At 60.7% G+C, this 20,450-nt stretch carries 12 protein-coding genes; 7 read left to right on the forward strand and 5 right to left on the reverse strand.

Annotation, left to right across the window (positions count from 1 at the left end; translation table 11 throughout):
• Nucleotides 1-841: 841 nt before the first annotated feature.
• The 4 genes from dnaK (at nt 842) to QFX05_RS05740 (ending at nt 5,006) form a co-directional block, all read left to right on the forward strand.
• Complete coding sequence (dnaK, locus tag QFX05_RS05725) at nt 842-2,674, forward strand: molecular chaperone DnaK (RefSeq protein ID WP_279741692.1); 1,833 nt, start codon at nt 842-844, stop codon at nt 2,672-2,674.
• Nucleotides 2,675-2,676: 2 nt separating this feature from the next.
• Nucleotides 2,677-3,255, forward strand: a complete 579-nt coding sequence (locus QFX05_RS05730; RefSeq protein WP_279741693.1) for a nucleotide exchange factor GrpE — start codon at nt 2,677-2,679, stop codon at nt 3,253-3,255.
• A gap of 299 nt (nt 3,256-3,554) precedes the next feature.
• Complete coding sequence (locus tag QFX05_RS05735) at nt 3,555-4,532, forward strand: DnaJ domain-containing protein (RefSeq protein ID WP_279741695.1); 978 nt, start codon at nt 3,555-3,557, stop codon at nt 4,530-4,532.
• Between the two features lie 3 nt (nt 4,533-4,535).
• Nucleotides 4,536-5,006, forward strand: a complete 471-nt coding sequence (locus QFX05_RS05740; protein ID WP_279741696.1) for a heat shock protein transcriptional repressor HspR — start codon at nt 4,536-4,538, stop codon at nt 5,004-5,006.
• Between the two features lie 247 nt (nt 5,007-5,253).
• Here QFX05_RS05740 and trmB read toward each other — a convergent pair whose 3' ends face one another.
• A complete protein-coding gene (gene trmB, locus QFX05_RS05745; protein ID WP_279741699.1) occupies nt 5,254-6,060 on the reverse strand; it encodes a tRNA (guanosine(46)-N7)-methyltransferase TrmB in 807 nt (268 codons plus the stop codon).
• Nucleotides 6,061-6,266: 206 nt separating this feature from the next.
• Nucleotides 6,267-6,665, reverse strand: a complete 399-nt coding sequence (locus QFX05_RS05750) for a hypothetical protein (RefSeq protein ID WP_279741701.1) — start codon at nt 6,663-6,665, stop codon at nt 6,267-6,269.
• Nucleotides 6,666-7,109: 444 nt separating this feature from the next.
• On the opposite strand from QFX05_RS05750, the gene QFX05_RS05755 reads away from it, so the two are divergent.
• On the forward strand, nt 7,110-8,591 hold the full coding sequence (locus QFX05_RS05755) for an amino acid permease (RefSeq protein WP_279741703.1): 1,482 nt from the start codon (nt 7,110-7,112) through the stop codon (nt 8,589-8,591).
• 436 nt (nt 8,592-9,027) lie between these two features.
• Nucleotides 9,028-10,503 carry an amino acid permease gene (locus tag QFX05_RS05760; RefSeq protein ID WP_279741705.1) on the forward strand — a complete coding sequence of 492 codons (1,476 nt, stop codon included), beginning with the start codon at nt 9,028-9,030 and terminating at the stop codon, nt 10,501-10,503.
• A gap of 139 nt (nt 10,504-10,642) precedes the next feature.
• On the opposite strand, the gene QFX05_RS05765 is transcribed toward QFX05_RS05760, so the two are convergent.
• Nucleotides 10,643-12,205, reverse strand: a complete 1,563-nt coding sequence (locus QFX05_RS05765) for a dehydrogenase (RefSeq protein ID WP_279741707.1) — start codon at nt 12,203-12,205, stop codon at nt 10,643-10,645.
• Nucleotides 12,206-12,616: 411 nt separating this feature from the next.
• Here QFX05_RS05765 and QFX05_RS05770 point away from each other — a divergent pair, with 411 nt between their 5' ends.
• On the forward strand, nt 12,617-15,142 hold the full coding sequence (locus tag QFX05_RS05770; protein WP_279741708.1) for a Tex family protein: 2,526 nt from the start codon (nt 12,617-12,619) through the stop codon (nt 15,140-15,142).
• 192 nt (nt 15,143-15,334) lie between these two features.
• Here the strand turns inward: QFX05_RS05770 and QFX05_RS05775 are convergent, their stop codons facing one another.
• Entirely contained in the window at nt 15,335-16,171 is an 837-nt protein-coding gene (locus QFX05_RS05775; RefSeq protein ID WP_279741709.1) for an aldo/keto reductase, read from the reverse strand.
• 196 nt (nt 16,172-16,367) lie between these two features.
• Entirely contained in the window at nt 16,368-20,450 is a 4,083-nt protein-coding gene (locus QFX05_RS05780; protein ID WP_279741711.1) for a DEAD/DEAH box helicase, read from the reverse strand.

Consider the following 20,450-nt stretch of genomic DNA (forward strand, 5'->3'; position numbering starts at 1 on the left):
AGTTTGGGCGTAGCTTGCGCTAGTGCTTCTGCTCTGTGAAAGCAAGCTACCTAATCATTGTAAGTGTGTAGAGATGTGTCTTGCAGTATTTTTGTGTGATTTTTCGGTGAATATTCTATAGCTGCCGCTTGTGTCTGCTTAGGGAGGTAGCAAAGCCTCATTGTGAAGGGCTCTCTATCTACTGTCTATCTACTGTTGAGCTCGTCGTTCATGTTGCACACTGGGGGGGGGGCTTTTCCCTTGCTCTACCTGTCAAATTAATGAATTTTGGTATGGGGGCTTCCTCTAGATTAGTTCCCTGGGTTAGGAATCGCGATGGTGTGAACCTGGATATTGACGGAGCATGGCGGGTGCTCATAGCTGAGGTATCAGCATGAAGCACCACACCCTATATAGGAGCCCCTCGGCGCCTCTCCCACCCCAATTTTTGGGTTTTCCGCCCCGTTTTTAAAAAATTTTCCGCCCAATCGCGCCCCATATGTCCGCCGTGCGCTGAATCGCCTCGCTGCACCCTCACCCAACGCAAAACCCCCGGAATTTCGGGGTAAAACTGCCCATTTACGCCTCGCCGCCACCCTAAAATCCCCCGTAAAACGGCCATCCAGAACCCCGAAAAACCCACCCTTCACGCCCCTCCACACAAAAAAGTTGAGTAAAGTTCGCTCAACTCTATTGACAGCCCCTCCGGGAGAGTGCATACTTGAGTACATGAGGCTCAAGGAAGCCGCGCAGACCACTCCACACGGAGCGTCATGCGCAGCACCGACCGCCTCCACAATTTTCAAACTAACCCGCCTCGTATTAGAAGAAGCGGGGCGCTGATCACAAGGAGTGAATACATATGGCACGTGCAGTAGGCATTGACCTCGGTACCACCAACTCTGTCGTTTCGGTTCTCGAAGGCGGCGACCCCGTCGTCATCGCCAACGCAGAAGGCACCCGCACCACCCCCTCCGTCGTCGCGTTCTCCAAGGACGGCGAGGTCCTGGTCGGTAACGTCGCAAAGCGTCAGGCAGTGACCAACGTCGACCGCACCATCTCCTCCGTCAAGCGCCACATGGGCACCGACTGGACCACCGAGATTGACGGCAAGAAGTACACCCCCCAGGAAATCTCCGCACGAACCCTCATGAAGCTGAAGGGTGACGCAGAGGCATTCCTGAACGACACCGTCACCGACGCTGTCATCACCGTCCCGGCATACTTCAACGACGCTGAGCGTCAGGCAACCAAGGAAGCCGGCGAGATTGCAGGCCTGAACGTCCTGCGTATCGTCAACGAGCCCACCGCCGCAGCACTGGCATACGGCCTGGACAAGGGTAAGGAAGACGAGCTCATCCTGGTCTTCGACCTCGGTGGCGGTACCTTCGACGTCTCCCTGCTGGAAGTTGGCAAGGACGAAGACGGCTTCTCCACCATCCAGGTTCGTGCAACCAGCGGTGACAACCGCCTCGGTGGCGACGACTGGGACCACCGCGTCGTTGAGTGGCTGCTCACACAGGTGAAGGCAAACACCGGCGCAGACCTGTCCAAGGACAAGATCGCGCTGCAGCGTCTGCAGGAAGCAGCTGAGCAGGCTAAGAAGGAACTGTCCAGCGCAACCAGCACCAACATCTCGCTGCAGTACCTGTCTGTCACCCCCGAGGGCCCCATCCACCTGGATGAGAAGCTGACCCGCGCAAAGTTCGAGGAACTGACCCGCGACCTGCTCGAGCGCACCAAGAAGCCCGTGCTCGACGTCATCAAGGAAGCCGGCGTGTCCGTCTCCGAGATTTCCGAGGTCGTTCTGGTCGGTGGCTCCACCCGTATGCCCGCCGTCGCTGAGCTCGTCAAGGAAGTAACCGGCCGCGAGCCCAACAAGAGCGTCAACCCTGACGAGGTCGTGGCAATGGGTGCAGCACTGCAGGCAGGCGTTCTGAAGGGCGACCGTAAGGACGTTCTGCTGATTGACGTTACCCCCCTCTCCCTCGGTATCGAGACCAAGGGCGGCGTGATGACCAAGCTGATCGAGCGCAACACCGCAATCCCGACCAAGCGTTCTGAGACCTTCACCACCGCAGAGGACAACCAGCCCTCCGTGACCATTCAGGTCTTCCAGGGTGAGCGTGAGTTCACTCGCGACAACAAGAACCTGGGTACCTTCGAGCTGACCGGCATCGCCCCCGCACCCCGCGGTGTGCCCCAGATTGAGGTCACCTTCGACATCGACGCAAACGGCATCGTGCACGTCTCCGCAAAGGACAAGGGCACCGGTGTTGAGCAGTCCATGACCATCACCGGCGGTTCCTCCCTCTCCAAGGACGACATCGACCGCATGGTCAAGGACGCAGAAGCACACGCAGAGCAGGACAAGGCACGCCGCGAGGCTGCTGACACCCGCAATGCGGCTGAGTCCGTCGCATACTCCGTCGAGAAGCTCCTGAAGGAGAACGGCGACAAGCTGCCCGAGGATGTCAAGACCGAGGTCCAGGGTGATGTCGACGAGCTGAAGAAGGCACTCGAAGGCGACGACGACGCAGCAGTGAAGTCCGCATTCGAGAAGCTACAGGCATCCCAGTCCAAGCTGGGCGAGGCACTCTACGCAGCAGCACAGGCTGAGGCATCCGAGTCCAAGCCCGCCGCTGATGAGGACGTTGTCGACGCCGAGGTCATCGACGAAGACGAGAAGAAGTAATCATGGCTGAGCAGGAAAACGTCACCCCCGACCCGCTGGAGGAGGCATTCAACGCCCCCGCAGCGGAAGGCCACCCCGAAGCTGAATCGGCAGAAAACACCGACGACGCAGCGGAAGCCGTCGAGGCTGAGCTCCAGGACGCCGTAGAAGCAGAATCTGCGGATGCGGCACTCGCCGCAGAGCGCCTAGACTCCCTGCTTCGCCTGCAGGCTGAGTTCACCAACTACAAGAACCGCACTGCCCGCGAAAAGGAGCAGCTGCGACTCTTCGTCATCGGTGACCTGGTCGGTTCCCTACTGCCGGTGTTCGACGACATCGACGCCGCACGCAAGCACGGTGACCTGCAGGACGGCCCCTTCGCCTCCATCGCTGCGAAGCTCGAAGAGCTGCTCGGCAAGCAAGGCGTGGAGCGTTTCGGTGAAGTAGGCGATGCCTTCGACCCGAATATCCACGAAGCTGTACTGCAGCAGCCCACCGACGAGGTGGCTGAGGATCATGTCTCCATGGTTCTGCGTTACGGCTACCGTGTGAACGACCGCGTGGTTCGTACCGCTCAGGTGGCTGTGGCTGTCGCACCGTAAGGTGGTCGGCTAAGCATTGGCTGAATAACTAACGACGGGCGGGTGCTCTCCCTGATGGGGGAGTACCCGCCCTGATGTTTGCCTGGCTCGCTATGCTCGGTGTTGGCGTGGGTTTCGGCGAGCTGTGGCGGCGGTTAACAGGCTTGTAGGGGTGCTATTTTTTGGGGCTCAGCCCTTTCAAAATTGAGTCAAGTAGACTAAACTTTTATATAGAGTATTAAGACAAGCACGCGGTGCCCCTGCAAGCCGTCCCGTAACCGAGGAGGGCGGCGCATCACCGCACGAAGGAGAAACACAACATGGCAAGCGAAAACTGGATAACTGACGACTTCTACAAGACCCTAGGTGTTAGCGAAGATGCCAGCGAAAGCGACATTAAGAAGGCGTATCGCAAGCTCTCACGCAAGTACCACCCGGACCTTAACCCCGGCGACGCCGCAGCAGAGAAGAAGTTCAAGGAAATCTCGGAAGCATACGATGTGCTCTCCGATAAGAAGCAGCGTGAAGAGTATGACCAGATCCGCCGCTACGGTGCCGCAGGCATGGGGGGTTTCGGCGGTGGCGGTTACACCGGTTACCCCGGCGCGGACGCATTCGGTGGCTTCAGCAACGGCGGCGCAGGGATCAACATTGACGACCTGCTCGGCGGCCTCTTCGGTGGCAGTGCCGGCGGCTCCCGACGCTCCGCAGGCTTCACCAGCGCAGACTTCGGCGGCATGGGTGGTGGCGGCTTCGGCGGCGCACAGCACGCAGCACCCGAAGAAAGTACTACCAGCACCCGCATCAGCCTCGCCCAGGCATACACCGGCGCGACCGTGACTGTGTTCCTGCCGGACGGCTCCCACACCGAGGCACGCATCCCCGCAGGTATCAAGGACGGTCAGAAGGTTCGACTGCGCGGCAAGGGTCTGCGCGGCGGTGACCTGAAGGTCACCGTGCGCGTCTCCGAAGATTCCGTGTACTCCCGCGAGGGCAACAACCTGATTCTGCGCGCACCCGTCACCCTCGCCGAGGCCGTCGACGGCGCCGTGATTGAGGTGCCCCTGCCCGACGCATCCACCGTGAAACTGCGCTTGGCACCCGGCCAGGTCGGCCGCCGACTGCGTGCTAAGGGCCGCGGCTTCAAGGCTAAGGGCGGCGACGGCGACCTGCTGGTCATCCCCGAAATCGTACTCCCCACCGAGCTGAGCGCAGAGGCGCAGGAAGCATTCGATAAATTCGTAAAACTGGTACCGCAGGAGGACCCGCGTAAGGATCTGTTGAAGAAGGCGAAGTAAACCATGGCATCTCGAGAATCATCATCTAAGTCCCGTAGCGGCAAACCATTGCACAGTGTGGACCGCCCGGTTTTCGTGATTTCTGTGGCGGCTGAACTGGCCGGCATGCACCCACAGACTCTGCGCCAGTACGACCGTATTGGCCTGGTCCAGCCTTCGCGTGCGCCGGGTAAGGCGCGCCGCTATTCGCAGCGTGATGTGAACCGTCTGCAGCAGATTCAGCAGCTCTCGCAGGAAGGTGTCTCCCTGGAAGGTATTCGCCGCATTATTGAGCTGGAATCCCTCGTGGAGCAGCAACAGGAGCAGATCGCGGCGTTGCAGCGTCAGGTTGAGGACGCGAAGGTGAAGCTGGGCATGGCGGAGCGCGTGTTCGCCGCCGGTACCAGTGGCGATGTGGTGCATATTGCCCGCGGTACCCGCCCGGCGCCTCGTCGGCGTTCTTCGGCGGTGGTGCTCTACCGTAAGCCGCGTTAACCTGTTAGGCTAGGATAAACGGCTCGGCTGTTCTGGCCCATCTACGCTAGTCAGCCACCCATATAGGCTTGTGCGTCTTAGCGTTGTGCGAGCGAGGTAGGGTAGACCCCCGCCCGCATGCACTCAGACCCACACACAAGAAGGTGAGGCTCCCCGAATGATCGGGGAGCCTCACCTTCTTTAACGTATGCACTTTGCGCGGCGGCGGGAAATCACATGGCGGTAACTCTTGCTAGCGCTGCTCCGCTTACTTGCGGCGGTAAGTCAGATCGTGCGCGCGGCGGCCCGCCTCCTGAGCCTTACGCTCAAAGCTGGTGAGAGTACGACCCTCCCAACGCGGAGCCCAGCCACCCAGCGGATCCTCCTCGGTCGCACCGGCGCCTGGGTTCACGTTCTCAAAGTCGGGGTGCGCCTCCAGAACCTCACGCATGACCAGGGCGTACTCCTCCCAGTCAGTCGCCAGACGCCAAATGCCGCCGGGCTTGAGCACACGCGCAACCTTATCAGCAAACGCCGGGGACACCAGGCGGCGCTTGTGGTGGCGGGACTTGTGCCAGGGATCCGGGAAGAACACCCACAGCTCATCCACGGAGTTCTCCTCAAGCATGTTGTCGAGCAGCTCGGGTGCGTTCGCCTGAGCCACACGCACGTTCTCCACGCCGGCGTTACCCATCTTCAGCAGCAGGTCTGCGATGCCGGGGGTGTACACCTCAACGGCAAGGAAGTTTGCCTCGGGCACCTCAACTGCGCGGTGCACGATTGCCTCTCCCAGACCGGAACCAATCTCGACGACCTGGTACGCCTTACGGCCGTAAATCTTGACCGGGTCGAAAGTCGCCTCGGGGGCTACGGAAGTATCGGTGCGCAGGCGCGGGATGTCCAGCACATGGGTGGGGGAGTAGGCGTCCCACGCCTTCTGACGACGCGCGGTGAGGCGGTCACCGCGGCGGACGAAGGAGTAGGGCTGGCGGAAGAATTCCACGGGAACCGGCTTCTTGGCCTTTTCTTCGGTAGATTCGGGTGCCTGGCTAGGCTGTGTGTTCTCAGTAGACATACCTAAAAGAATAGCGTAGCGCCGCTACACCGTGCGGTTTCGTGGTGTGTGGGGCTGGCGTGACGCTGAGCTATCCGAGCGTAGGGTGGGCGCGATGTACATCCTACGGGCGTAGAAATTTAGCGAGCATACAAAAGTGCGGCGAGAACGAATACTGTTCCCGCCGCACTTTTGTGAGGTCGTTTGAGTGAGCTAGCGTGTGGGGCTTACTTCTTGGAGCCCAGCAGCGCCAGGCCTGCGCCGAGCAGCACAATGTTGTTTGCGAGCTGCTGGCCGTCCTGGGTGGGGCGGAAGAGCTCGTCGTGCATGTCCGGATTGCGGAAGTACATGGTCATCAGGCTTGCCGCGAATGCGGTCAGACCTGCGCCCGCCAAGCGTGCGGGGATGAATGGGGTCAGTAGGGTTGCGCCGAGTGCGGTTTCTGCGCCGGAGATGAGCTTACCGAAGGTTGTTGCGTCCAGCTTGGAGACTGCGGGAACACCGGTTGCCGCCATCTGCTGCAGGAAGGCGTAGGTACCTTCGTCTGCCTTGAACTTCTTGACGCCTGCGTCGAGGATGAGTGCGCCGGCGGTGAGTCGAAGTGCTGCGTTGGAGAACTTGCCCATTATTGTGTCCTTCTGCTTGGTAGTTGGTTGGTTAGGTTTTTGTTGAACAGTTTCTACTCTAGACCCAGTTCCGTGCTTTGTAAAGTTTTACATGTAAATCTTCTAAATATTCTTTGGCACCACAAATTCCAACCGGGTATAGCACAAAATTCGCTCATAGAAATTTTTGGGCACTTGCACCCCTATCTTCTGTTGGATTCCTTGTGCTCATGTGGGTCTTAAGAGGTAAAATTTGAAATTATTCATTCTCTGCATAATTCTTTATCCGTGATGTAAGAAAACGGCAACCCCGTGAAATCGGAGTCCACAAGCTCAAGCGCTCTGCACAACCTGAGGAAATGCGAGGCTCCCCTCCTTCTTGCCACCAAGAAATATGCATGAATACCAACCACCCGGAACCGCCCAAACCAAACTAAGGCGAACCGACGCAGGAAAGAGAAATACGTGACACAGCAGCCAACGCCGCATAACTCCGTCACCGGCCTAGACTCCGAAGCAGAGCACTCCAAGCTCCAACGCGGACTCAGCTTCCGGCATATCCAGCTCATTGCTATTGGTGGTGCTATCGGCACCGGCCTCTTCCTCGGCTCGGCAAAGACTATTGCGCTAACCGGCCCCTCCATCGTCTTCGTCTACGCAATTATCGGTAGCGTCATCTACTTTGTGCTGCGCGCCATGGGCGAGATTCTACTCTCCAACCCCAACTACAAATCCTTCACCGACTTCATTACCGACATCCTTGGCCTTCGTGCCGGGTTCTTTGTCGGCTGGTCTTACTGGTTCTTCTGGGTGGTCACCGGCATTGCGGACGTCATTGCCATTACCGGCTACGTCAAATACTGGTGGCCGGACATCCCCGCCTTTGCCCCGGCGCTGACCGTGATCGTGGCTCTGCTTCTGCTGAATCTGCCCTCAGTGAAGAACTTCGGCGAAATCGAATTCTGGTTCGCCGTCATTAAAATCGTCGCCATTGTGCTGCTCATTGTTGTGGGTGCGCTCATGGTCGCCTTCAGCTTCACCAGCCCCGACGGTACCGTCGCCTCCGTAGCGAATCTCTGGGATCACCCCGGCCCCTCCGGTAGCGGTATCTTCACCCAGGGCCTGATGGGCTTCCTGGGTGCCTTCCAGATTGCACTCTTCGCCTTTGTGGGCGCTGAGCTGGTCGGCGCCGCCGTGGCGGAAACCGAACACCCCGAACGCACCCTGCCCAAGGCAATTAACGCGGTGCCCTTCCGCATTGGTCTCTTCTACGCCCTGCCGCTGCTGACCATCCTCGCCGTAACCCCTTGGGACAAGCTGGATAAGTCCATGAGCCCCTTCGTGGGTATGTTTTCCCTGGCTGGCATTGGTGTTGCCGCCTCCCTGGTGAATTTTGTGGTGCTGACCTCCGCGGCGTCCTCGGCGAACTCTGGTATTTTCTCAACCTCCCGCATGGTCTACGGTCTGGCGCACGACGGTGCCGCACCCTCCGCGTTGGGCAAGCTCACCAAGAATGGTGTGCCCGCCAATGCCCTGTACCTGACCACTGTGATGCTGCTGTTCAGCCTGGTTATGCTCTATGCCGGTAGTGGCATTATGGAGGCGTTCACTGTGGTGACCTCTGTGGCATCGATGATGGGTGTCTTCACCTGGAGCATGATTCTGATTGCGTATCTGGTGTACCGCAAGAAGTTCCCTGAACGCCACGAGGCGTCAGAGTATAAGATGCCCTGGGGTATCGGTATGAGTTGGTTTGGTCTGGTCTTCTTTGCCGTGATGGTATACGCCCTGAGCCTGTACCCGGATACCGCTGTCGCTTTGGCTCTGACCCCCGTCTGGTTCATTGCTCTGGCTATCGGCTACGAGATTCTGACTCGCCGCCATGCGGCGAAGCGTGCCCGCGCGTTGGCTTCTGAAAACAGCGATGACGAGGCTTCTCAGAAGTAATTCTGTTCTTGCGTTGGTACGTATTGGTATAGCGTTTAAGCCCCGTTTTCACATTCTTTTTGGATGTGGAGGCGGGGCTTGCGTATGTTTCTGTGTGTGATGAGGGGATAGTTCACACCGGGTAGTATGACCTAAATAATAGACATAAGTCACAATTTTTGCTGAAAATCCACTCCTGAACCCCCAATATCCTGTAGAATAACTATTCAAATAGCTGTGAGAGCACCCAGATAAACTCCGCGTTGGTCGATAGTGTGACACTTCCGAACACAGTGCGGTAACTGGTAGAGCCCCAGCCACGCCCCGAAATCCGGGGCCGCCCCGCAAAGCAACTAGCCGCATATTCATACAGAGATCCTATCTGCTGTGATATGACAGTTGTCATCTAGCAACGGCACATGCGGTACGGGGTACCAACCGCAGAAAAGAGGATGCTGTGACCGAGCAGAACAACGCAACCCTCAAACTAAAAGCTTCAGAACAGGGAGAACGACTGCACCGTGGCCTCAGTAACCGCCACATCCAGCTGATTGCCATCGGTGGCGCCATCGGCACAGGCCTATTCATGGGCTCTGGTCGCGCCATCTCCCTCGCAGGCCCCTCCGTGATTTTCGTTTACATGCTCATCGGCGCCTTCATCTTCCTGGTGCTGCGAGCTATGGGTGAAATCCTGCTCTCCAACCTGAAGTACAAGTCCTTCTCCGACTTCACCACCGACCTGGTCGGCCCCATGGCCGGGTTCTTCCTCGGCTGGTCCTACTGGTTCATGTGGGTGGTCACCGCCGTCGCGGATATTATCGCAATTGTTGGCTACCTGCGTATGTGGTGGCCCGACCTACAAGCCTGGATCCCGGCGCTCGCCGTCATCGGTGTTCTGCTGACCTTGAATCTGGTATCCGTGAAGAACTTTGGCGAAATCGAATTCTGGTTCTCCATGATCAAGATTGTCGCTATCGTTGCCCTGATTATCGTTGGCGGCGGCATGGTCGCTGTCGGCTTCACCTCACCCAGTGGTGCTCAGGCCTCTTTTGCAAACCTCTGGAATGACGGCGGCATGTTCCCGAACCACTTCATCGGCTTCCTTGGCGCATTCCAGATTGCCGTCTTTGCGTTCATGGGCTCCGAGCTGGTTGGTACCACTGCCGCAGAAACCCAGGACCCCGAAAAGACCCTGCCCAAGGCAATCAACGCCGTACCGGTACGTATTATGGTCTTCTACGTGGGTGCACTCGTCACTATCCTGATGGTTACCCCCTGGCGCCTCATCAGCCCCGATAAGAGCCCCTTCGTGGCCATGTTCACTCTGGCGGGCTTGGGTATCGCCGCACACATTATTAACTTTGTGGTGATTACCAGCGCAACCTCCTCAGCGAACTCCGGTATCTTCTCGACCTCGCGTATGGCATTCGGTCTGGCACGCGAGCGCAGCGCCCCCAAGTTTCTGGGCAAGATCTCTAAGAACGGTGTGCCGCGTAACGCGCTGTTCCTCTCCGCCGTGATGCTGCTGTCCTCCATCGTGCTGCTCTACGCGGGTGACTCGATTTCTCGTGCGTTTAACCTGGTTACTACCGTGGCTGCGGTGCTGGTGATTTTTGCCTGGACCATGATTATGGTCAGCTACCTGATGTACCGCAAGAAGTTCCCCTCGCGCCACGAGAAGTCGCACTTCCGCCTGCCCGGTGGCCGTTTCTCCGCGTGGCTGGCGCTGGCGTTCTTTGCCTTCACTATCGGTGTTCTCACCATGGATGAGGAAACCCTCATGGGTCTGCTTGCGATGCCCGTCTGGTTCGCGATTCTGGGCATCGGCTGGTTCTTCAAGCGCCGCGCTGATGCACGCCGCGAAGAGGCAATCTCAACCCGCACCGCACAGATTGCGATTGTGGAGGCGTCCGAAATTTTCTCGGCACGCTAAGCAACCATGCTAAGCCGCGCCGACTATCGGCCCGGCTACCAGCGCATGCGTAAAGCCCGCGCCGCTACTCTTTCAGGGTAGGTGTGCGGGCTTTTGCTATCTCTATCGATGAACCTGAGAGGCGCACGGGAGTGTGTGCTTAGACGGAATCCGTCTCCACCTCTTCAGCCAGCGGGTCCTCATCATCGGTGCGGTAGAAATCCCAGCGTTCACAACCGCAACCGGAACGCATCGCCTCGATGACGGCGGCAGCAGCCTCCAGTGGGTCGAGCGCGTGCAGGTTCCACAGCGCATGCACCGGCACCGGGTGCCTCCAGCCGTGCTCCTGCAGGAACTCGGGGTCAAAGGCGGGTAGCGCCTCGGCGGTAGGTTCGAGCTCGCAGAGGAAGCCGGTGGGGGAGCGGAAAACCGTCACCACGGGGGTTGGGTCGGCGTCTTCCAGGCAGGCGCCGTCAAAGAAGTAGTAGGTGCTCAGGCGGCGGTTCCAGGCAAGCTGAGCGAGGCGTTCGCCGAAGACTTTCACCGTCTGCTCCCACTGGGTGCGGTGGTACGCCGCCAGGTCGGTGTGGGCGGTTTGCACCACGCCGATGCCCTGCTCGGTGAGTTCGCGGGCGCTCAGACGCGCGGGCTCTGCGGGAGCGTCCGCGGGGGACTTCTCCGGGATATCCAGCTCTGCTAGTTCTGCTTCGGTCAGCTCAGCGTTACCCAGCTCAGCATTGAGGAGCTCACGCTCCTCCGGGGCACTTGACTCAGCGGCGCTCGCCTCAGCGGCAGCTTCGTTTGCTTCGTTCCTCCTCCACAGGCGCAGCTCGCGGGCAATCTGTACGCGTCCGCGATGCAGGGTCGCCTGCCAGGAGCCGAACTTGGCGCGTACCGCTCCCAGGGGCGGCACCTGCTCAATGAGTGTGGGAATGGTAGACCAGTAGCCGTAGTTTAGTGCCGTCGGTTCGCGGTCGTAGCGGGCACAATAGCTCAAAAAGAGGCTCAGGGTCTTCGGCGCAAAATCCTCGGGTACCGAGGTGGCGTCAATGTACCACTCGTTTTCGAGCGCCTCCGCCGGATAGATGCCGGTACGGAGCATACCCAGGGACCAGTCGCCGTCGCCGAGGTAGTCGTTTACCGTCTGCGCGGGGGCAGGCCACGCCGATTCGCCCTCCATGCTGGAGGCAAGCAGGGTGTATAGGCTACCGCCCTCGGTGCCGATTTCTTTCACGCCGCGCTGCCGGATGTCCTCGAGGGTCTGCGCGTACGCCTCTTCCTCCAGCTGGGAGTAGGGGTGCGCGGCAAGGTACTTGAGCGTTGCGCCAATCTTCGCCAGGATGGTGGCGATGTCTTCGCTATTGAAGTGGCGCGCCTCCAGCGCGGGTGGCAGGTCATGGATAATATCGCAATCAAGAATTAACGCCGCGTACTCGGGCTCCGGGGGCAGATCGTAGGCTTCCGCGAAAACATACCAGAGGCCGCAGGCGAGCACCGTGTAGCTTGGGGCCTCTGCCGTGACCGGGCCAAACTGCCAGATGCCGGAGTTCAGCGCATAATTCAGGTGCTTCTTGTTGATGCGCGGGTACAGAAAATTGAGGCGGCGGAGAACCTGGGTAGGGGTTAACCCCAGTGCGGCGAGTTCAGCGATGAGTTCCGCGTACTCGTCGTGAAAATCTAAGTAGCCCTCCGGAGCGTTTGATAGCGCGGCTCGTTCGCGCATGGGTCCCTCTTTCATCTGCAGGATGTGGCAGCACCTTGTCGTACCGTGCCGCCGAACCCCTGAACGTATGCACGCAGATAAGGGTGTTTGCGTGATGTGAGGCCGCCACTTATCTGCACGAATGCGAGATATTTTTTTAAAAAATATGCTCTTTTATCTAAATTTATCGCTGAAACTTAGCACTATTCAAATATATGCACCCTTAAAACGGTTTCTTGCGGAAAGATGACAAAGTTGAGCGCACCCACAGGGCAAAATGTGGTAAAGACTCGTAATCTGCACTAGAAGATGCGGTGGAAAAATACGTTTACCCGCACCCGCAAAGACATGCAAAATACGCCCCGCGCTGACTCTACCCTCAGCATCACCGGTCAACCCATGACCCGCGGCGAAATATGCGAAACTGGAGGGATGAGCGAACACCCCCTCCCGAGTAGCATCCGCCCACGCGCTGGCCAAGATACCGACCACGCCGTAGGCCGAACCGCGCACCGCAAAAAACACGAAACCGGCGGCACAGCTGAGCAGCCTGCCGAGCACCTTATGAACGTGCTCGCCGTAGAAACCGGCATTGCGCCGCACCGCATCCGCGCAGCCGTGGTGCTACTCGACGCCGACAACTCCGTACCTTTTATCGCCCGCTACCGCAAAGAAGCAACGGGCGCACTCACCGACACCCAGCTGCGCACCATCCAGTCGCGCCTGGGCCAGCTCCGCGCCCTCGAAGAGCGCCGTAACCGCGTGCTCGAAGCGCTCACCGAACGGGCCGACGAAGGCCTCATCGACCCGCTCACCCTGCTACAGCTGCGTTCCTCGCTCATGAACGCCGCCACCATCGCAGACGTAAACGCCATCTACGCCCCCTACCGTAGTGAGCGCGTGACCCGCGCCCAGATGGCGCGTGCCGCCGGGCTTGATTCCCTCGTCGAAGACCTGCTGGAGGTGCCCCTCGCCGAGGCGCATGCCATTGCCGCCGCCTACATTACCGACGGCACCGAGTCTGAGGACGAGGACGAGGGTATTGAGGCTGCAGAGGCAGACGAAGCCCTGCAGATTCACAGCGCCGAAGAGGCCCTCGACGGTGCCCGCGCGATCCTGATTGACTGCGCTATCACCGACCCGGTGCTGAGCGAAAAGCTCCTCAAGCGTTTGCGTGAAGGCGGTGTGATCGAGTCCCGCGTAATTGCCGGTCAGGAAAACATTGGTGCGAAGTTCTCCGACTATTTTGCCTTCTCGGACCGTATTCGTTCCATTCCGCCCCACCGCGTGCTGGCGCTGCACCGCGCCAAAGACGCCGGCGTGGTACGTCTCAAGGTGGATGTGGCACCAGCCCCCGTGGCGCTCAGCCGCCTGCGTGGTGCCGCCCGCGCCGAAGCTGAGGCCGCCGCCGAAAATTACGAGAACGTCCGTTCTGCATACGAGCGTGAAGTTGCCGCCGCGCTACGCATCCCCGTGCAGGTGCTCAACACCGTCGATGACGAAGACCGCGTACTCGGCTGGCTCGCCGCCACCGTCCGCACCGCATGGCGCAACCACCTGCGCCCGCGCCTTGCCGAACGCATCCGCCACCAGTTACTCGATACCGCCGCGCAGAACGCCACCGAGGTGTTCGCCTCCAACCTGCGCGATATCCTGCTCGCCGCACCCGCCGGCCACAAAACCACCCTTGGCCTGGACCCGGGCCTGCGCCACGGCGTGAAATACGCTGTGGTCGACGGCACCGGTGAGCCGCTGTGCGTGGGCACCGTCTACCCGCACGCCCCGCGCAACCAGTGGGCAGAAGCCCTGCGCGAGCTTGCCGCCGCCTGCCGCGAGCACGGCGTGGAACTCATCGCCATCGGCAACGGCACCGCAAGCCGCGAAACCGACAAGCTCGCCAGTGAACTAATCCGCACCCTGCGTGAGGAAGGCGCAGAAGCACCCCAGAAGGTGACCGTCTCTGAGGCGGGCGCCTCCGTCTACTCCACCTCCGCCCTCGCAGCCGCCGAGCTGCCCGATTACGACGTGACCGTACGCGGTGCCGTCTCCATTGCTCGCCGCCTACAGGACCCGCTCGCCGAGCTCGTCAAAATCGACCCGCAGTCCATCGGCGTGGGCCAGTACCAGCACGACGTGCCGCCCGCCGCCCTGCGCCGCGCCCTCAACGACACCGTCGAAGACTGTGTGAACGCCGTGGGTGTGAACCTCAACAGTGCCTCCGTGCAGCTGCTTGCGCACGTGGCGGGCGTGGGTACCGCAACCGCCGAACGCATTGTCGCCTACCGCACCGAACACGGTCCCTTCGCGAATCGTCAGCAGCTGCTGAATGTGCCGCGACTGGGCGCGAAAACCTTCCGTCAGGCGGCAGGATTCATCCGCATTCGCGGTGGTGAGGAGCCGCTGGACGCCTCCGCGGTGCACCCGGAAGCTTACCCGCTCGCTCGCCGCATTATTGCCGATGCGCAGGCATGCAATGGCGCCCACTGGGTTGCTGGCGCCCTGGGTACTTCGGGTGGTAGCGGCCCGCTTGCCGGGCTGAATCCCGCCGACTACGTGCAGGACGGTCACGAACAGGACAGCCACGTGCCGGAGAGCGCGGAAGCCACCGCCGGCGTGTACACGGTCGAGGACATCTTCACCGAGCTACGCCGCCCCGGCCTGGACCCGCGCGGTAGCTTCCGCACCGCTCGATTCTCCGAGTCTGTCTCGCGTTTCGAAGACGTGCGCCCCGGCATGGTGCTCGAAGGTACCGTCTCGAATGTGGCGGCATTCGGCGCGTTCGTGGATATTGGTGTGCACCAGGACGGCCTCGTGCACATCTCGCAGATGAGCCGCGGCTACGTGGCGAACCCGCACGATATTGTGCGCAGCGGCGACATCGTGCAGGTGCGCGTGGTGGAGGTTGACCCGGCGCGCCGCCGTATCTCCCTCTCCCTGCTGGTGGAGGACGAGGACTAGCGGCGAAAGATAAGCTGCCGGGCGCTCGCTAAGGATAGCTGTAGAAAAGCTATCCAAGCCGAGAACTCCAATCCGAGAACGAGCGTTCGCTAAAACTTAATCCTGAGAACGCAATAAAGCCCCGACAAGCACTATCTGTGCCTGTCGGGGCTTTAATGACGTGAATTTTAAACTCTAGGCCGGGGCTATATCTTAGAAATCAATGTTCGCCGGGTCAGCGCCAATACGACCCTCGGGGCTGGAAAGCGCATCCACAGCCGCGATGTCCTCGGCAGTCAGCTTCACGTTCACCGACGCCAGGTTCTCCTCAATACGGGAGGGGGTCACGGACTTCGGGATAGCCACGGTGCCCTTAGCCAGGTGCCACGCCAGCACGACCTGCGCGGGGGTTGCGCCGTGACGCTCCGCAATCTCAGCCAGCACGGGGTTCTGCAGCAGGTCGCTACCATTGCCCAGCGGGCTCCACGCCTGAGTTGCGATGCCGTATTCAGCGTGAACGGCGCGCAGCGCCTCCTGCGAGAAGTAGGGGTGCAGCTCAACCTGGTGGATGACCGGAACCACGCCGGTCTCCTCGATAATCTCGCGCAGCTGCTCCTCGGGGAAGTTCGAAACACCAATGGAACGGACCTTACCCTGCTTCTGTAGCTCAATCAGCGCACGCCAGGAATCCAGGTACAGGCCCTGCTGCGGCTTAGCCCAGTGAATCAGGTATAGGTCAACGTAGTCGGTGCCCAGCTTCTCCAAGGAAGCCTCGAAGGCCTCGAAAGCGCTCTCGTAACCCTGGTCAGAGTTCCACAGCTTGGTGGTGAGGAAGATATCTTCGCGAGCCACGTCGGAGTTAGCGATAGCGCGGCCCACCCCCGCCTCGTTGCCGTAGATAGCGGCGGTGTCGATATGGCGGTAGCCGGTTTCCAGGGCGGTGCCTACAACCTTCTCGGCGACCTCGTCCTCAACCTGCCACACGCCGTAGCCCAGCTGCGGAATGGTTCGGCCGTCGTTGAACTTTACGTTGGGTACGTTGTAGCTCATGGTGCTCCTTTGGAATCTATGGGGGAGGCGGTGCCTCCGTAAGTAGTCCTACAAGGCTACGCTTCAGAGCCTCCGGTTGAGAAGGGCCGCAGCAGAATCGGGTGTGAATCTAGCCCGAGGCGTAACCAAGTGACGAAAAATGACGGGTGCCAGAGATATCAGCAGGATCGAGGGCTACCGCTCAGGCTGGGGGCGGCTACCGTTCGACACCCGGCGCAAAGAGCTCACGCACATCCTCAGCCGTCACCGCCGCGGAGGCGAACTCGCCCTCACCGACCACCGCATCGAAGAGCGCAGCCTTCGAGTCCTTGAGCTGCATGACCTTCTCCTCAATCGTGCCCTCGGCGACCAGACGGTAGACATGCACCTCCTTGTCCTGGCCGATGCGGTGAATACGGTCCACCGCCTGCTGCTCGGCGGCGGGGTTCCACCACGGATCCATGATGAACACGTGGTCCGCCTCGGTCAGGTTCAGGCCGAAACCGCCAGCCTTAAGCGAAATGAGGAACACTGGCTCCTGACCGCTCGTGAACGCCTCGATGACCTCGGCGCGGTTGCGGGTCGAACCGTCCAGGTACAGGTGACCGATGCCCTCCTCCGCCAGGCGTGCCGAAATGCTCTTCAGATAGCCGGTGAACTGGCTGAACACCAGCACGCGGTGGCCCTTCTCGAGCAGGTTGGGTAGCTGCTGCACCAGGTAGTCGCGCTTGACCGACGACACCCCGGCGTAGGCTTCTGGGTCAATCAGCGCGGCATCAAGCGCCAGACGGCGAAGCAGGGTCAGCGACTGGAAGATCGTGAACCGGTTCTTGTCCATATCCTCCAGCAGACCCAGCACCTTCTGACGTTCACGCTGCAGATGCGTGTCATAGATGCGGCGGTGACCGGGAGCCAGCGGCAGGTTCACGCGCGTATCGTTCTTCGCCGGCAGCTCTGCTGCCACCAGCTCCTTGGTGCGGCGTAGCATGAGCGGGCGGATGCGCCGGCGCAGACGAGCAGCCGTCGCCGCGGCGTGCGCCGGGTCCTCACCGGACTCCGCCGGGCGAGCGTACAGGTCACGGAACGCACGGGCGGAGGGGAACAGGCCGTCCGCCACAATTGCCAGCAGCGCCCACAGCTCCATGAGGTTGTTCTCAATGGGTGTGCCGGTCATCGCAATCTTGGTGCGGGCGGGCATTGCGCGGGCGATGGACCAGGCGCGGGTGCCGGTGTTTTTGACGAATTGCGCCTCGTCCAGCAGGAGCGCACCCCAGCCTTCGGGGGCGGACTGCTCGCCCGTGAATTCATCAACGGTGCGGCCCAGCGTGCGGGCGTAACCGGTGTATGAGTCCTCGTCCATGCGTAGCAGCGTGTAACTGGTCAGTACCAGGTGTGCCCCAGCGATGCGCTCAGCCAGCGGGGTTTTACCGGCGGTGGTTTCGGTAATAGTCACGACCTTTGCCTCGGGCAGGAAGCGTGTCGTCTCCGCCGCCCAATTGGTGATGACGGAGGTCGGCGCAACCACGAGGAAAGGCATAAACGGCTCGATGCTCTCGCCGCGCTTTGCGGCACGTTCGGAGACTGCACGATGCTCCTCAATTGCGTGGGCGAGCAGGGCGAGAGCCTGCACGGTCTTACCCAGACCCATATCGTCGGCGAGAATACCGCCCAGACGCTGCTCGTACAGGAACGACAGCCACTGGAAACCCTCCACCTGGTAGGGGCGTAGGGTCGCCTGTAGACCGGTGGGTACCGGGCGGTGAGCAATAACCCAGCCGGAAGCCTTCTGGGATGCGGGGGAATCCTGAGTTCCCTTGTCAGAGGGTTTTTCAGTGCTCTCTTTGGCATCCTCCAGGCCCTCAACCAGCTCCAGTAGCGAACGTACCTGGGCATCCCACCGCGCGGTCGTATGTACGCTCGCCGCCAGTGACTCCAGTTCAGAGAACAACCCCGCCTGGTGGCGGTTAATGCGTAGCTCACCGCCCGCGTCGTCGAGTTCGCGAGCCTCCGCAATGAGGGTGCGCAGGGTCTTAAACTCGGGTCGACGCAGCGAGAAGTATGTGCCGTTACCGAGCAGGATACGGTCCGCCCCGCGATCTAGCGCCTCAAAAATCTGTGCGAATGGCACGGTCCAATGATTGACCTTTACCGCAATGCCCAGGCCGAACCAGTCGCGAGAATTGCCCTCGCTCACGATGATTTCAATGAGCGCGTCAGTTGCCTCCACGAACTGTGGCGGGGTGCCGTTAAAACGTACCTGAACAGCGGAAACACGGCGAAGCTTCGGCAGAATTGCGCTGAGTAACTCGCGGGTTTCCCACCCTTCGATGCGGCGCTCCTCCAGCCCGGAAAGTGCTGGGTGGGCGGCAAGAATGGCGCGCACCGAACGCAGTACGCGCGCCTCAAAACGCTCATCGCGAACCTCGCCACCCTCTTCACCGGGGTAACCGAAAACGGGCAGGGACTGCACATCGGAACCGGCCGCAGGATTCTGCGCGCTTGCCTCCTCGGTGCTGTCCTCAACGAAGGGGTTCAACGGGTATTCCCAATGCCAGCTCAGCTGTGCGTCGTGGCGTACCTGCTTGTCAAAGCTGATGTCAAGCACCAGATGCGGCGGCTTCACGCGCGGCAGCCCCAGCGCTGGATCGGGGGTTAGCGAGGGAATAGAACGGCTGAGCGCGGGCAGGTATTCCTTCTGGAACGTGGCGCGTTCCGCGGCGGGAATATGCACGGTTCCGGCGCTAATGAGCGATTCGGAGGCGGCATCGAGTGGCTCGACCAAGGGGATAAGCGCCAGCTCCATACCCTCGGGCAGTTCCGGTACGGCGGGGGAGGAACGCACCCGTTCACCCTGTGCCGGGTTAATCTGTGCGTGGTGATTCTGCGCCGGGTTGATGGTCGGGGCAGAGAGCTCAGCAGATACCTCCCGCGCGTCCTTTTGCACGAAAGATTCGCGGCCCACTTCATCCAGCGCGCCGGGGCGGGTGGTTTTCCAGTGCACCGCCTTTGCCGCCTGCTCGTACTCCTGCTGAGCGAGCCCGCCCAGGGCAAAGAAACCGGTACGTGGGGTGCCGATGGGGTGGCAGTGTGCGGCGGGCAGCCAGAGCTGGCGCAGCAATTCGCCTTCGCGTCCTTCCCAGCTGAGCGCCGCTTGAAGTTGCAGGCCGGCGCCTTCTGCGTGCTTCTCAGCGCTGGCGTGCAGGCGCACCTGCGCCGGGCTCAGTACGGCGTAGTTCACTTCGCGACCTTTGATCAGCAGGGGTAGACCAATATCCTCCGCGCGGGCGAGTACGTCCCAGAGCAGAGTGGATGCAGATGCGCTCATCGAGATCCAGTCGCGGTGTGAGGAATACATGTTCTGCCAGGGGCGGGCAATCGAGTAGAGCTCGGCGAAGAATCGTTCGTGTTCGGGGTAGATTTCGTGCCGTCCGACGGGTCCGCCCACGCTGGAGGCGAAGGTTTCCCAGCTGAGTCCGCCCTTGATCCAGCGCCCGGTCTTGGACGCCATGAGCGGGCGGGCGAGCAGGTTAATGCTGGGGGTTGCGCCGGGCATATTGCGGCCGCGCGCGTAGGATCCGGAGACGCTCAGCGAGAAATCCAGGGCGCCGCTCACGCGTATGGAGTCAATGCCCGCAAGGTCCTGACGTGCGGAAAGAACGGAGGAAAGGTTACGGCGCCAGGCAGAAATCTTGGAGATGGAACTATCGAGCACGGTAGGGGAAGATCCCAGGTCGTTGAGCGCAAAGCTTCCCTGAGGGTTTTCGGGCTCGGTAGTTTCCACCTCAGGTGCGGGTAGCTTCGCCGCGGTGGTGAGTGCACCGGAGGCGCGCAGTGCCGCGAGCGGATCGGCGGACTTCTTCACCTCTACCACGTCCTTAGCGTTGGTCGCGGGCACGCCGACCGGTCCGGGGTGTTCGCTGAGTGCCTTTTTCGCTACGGAGGCGCGGTCGAGCGCGGTGAGCATGAGTGCTACGGCGTGCTTGCAATCGGTGAGCACGGGGCAGGTGCAACGGGCGGTGAAGGTTGCGGACCCGCTGACGGCGGGGAAGAAGCGAACGGTCACTTCGTAGGGGATGATGGTACTTCCGTTGACGAGCCCGGTGAGGGTGTGCTCATCTTCGTCGTAGTTGTAGCGGATGACTTCGCGGTTGCGCTGGTAGGTGACACCGCGCTGGTAGGTGCGGTGCCCAGCCTGGCGAATGATCTGCGGTACGGTGACGGGAATTTCGGGGAAGGGGTTGTTGGCGCTCACCAGCTCATTATCGCGTATCGTGTGGGTTTGTGCCTTGTCGCCGGTCAT

This window comes from Rothia similimucilaginosa (assembly GCF_029850875.1).
Classification (GTDB): Bacteria; Actinomycetota; Actinomycetes; order Actinomycetales; family Micrococcaceae; genus Rothia.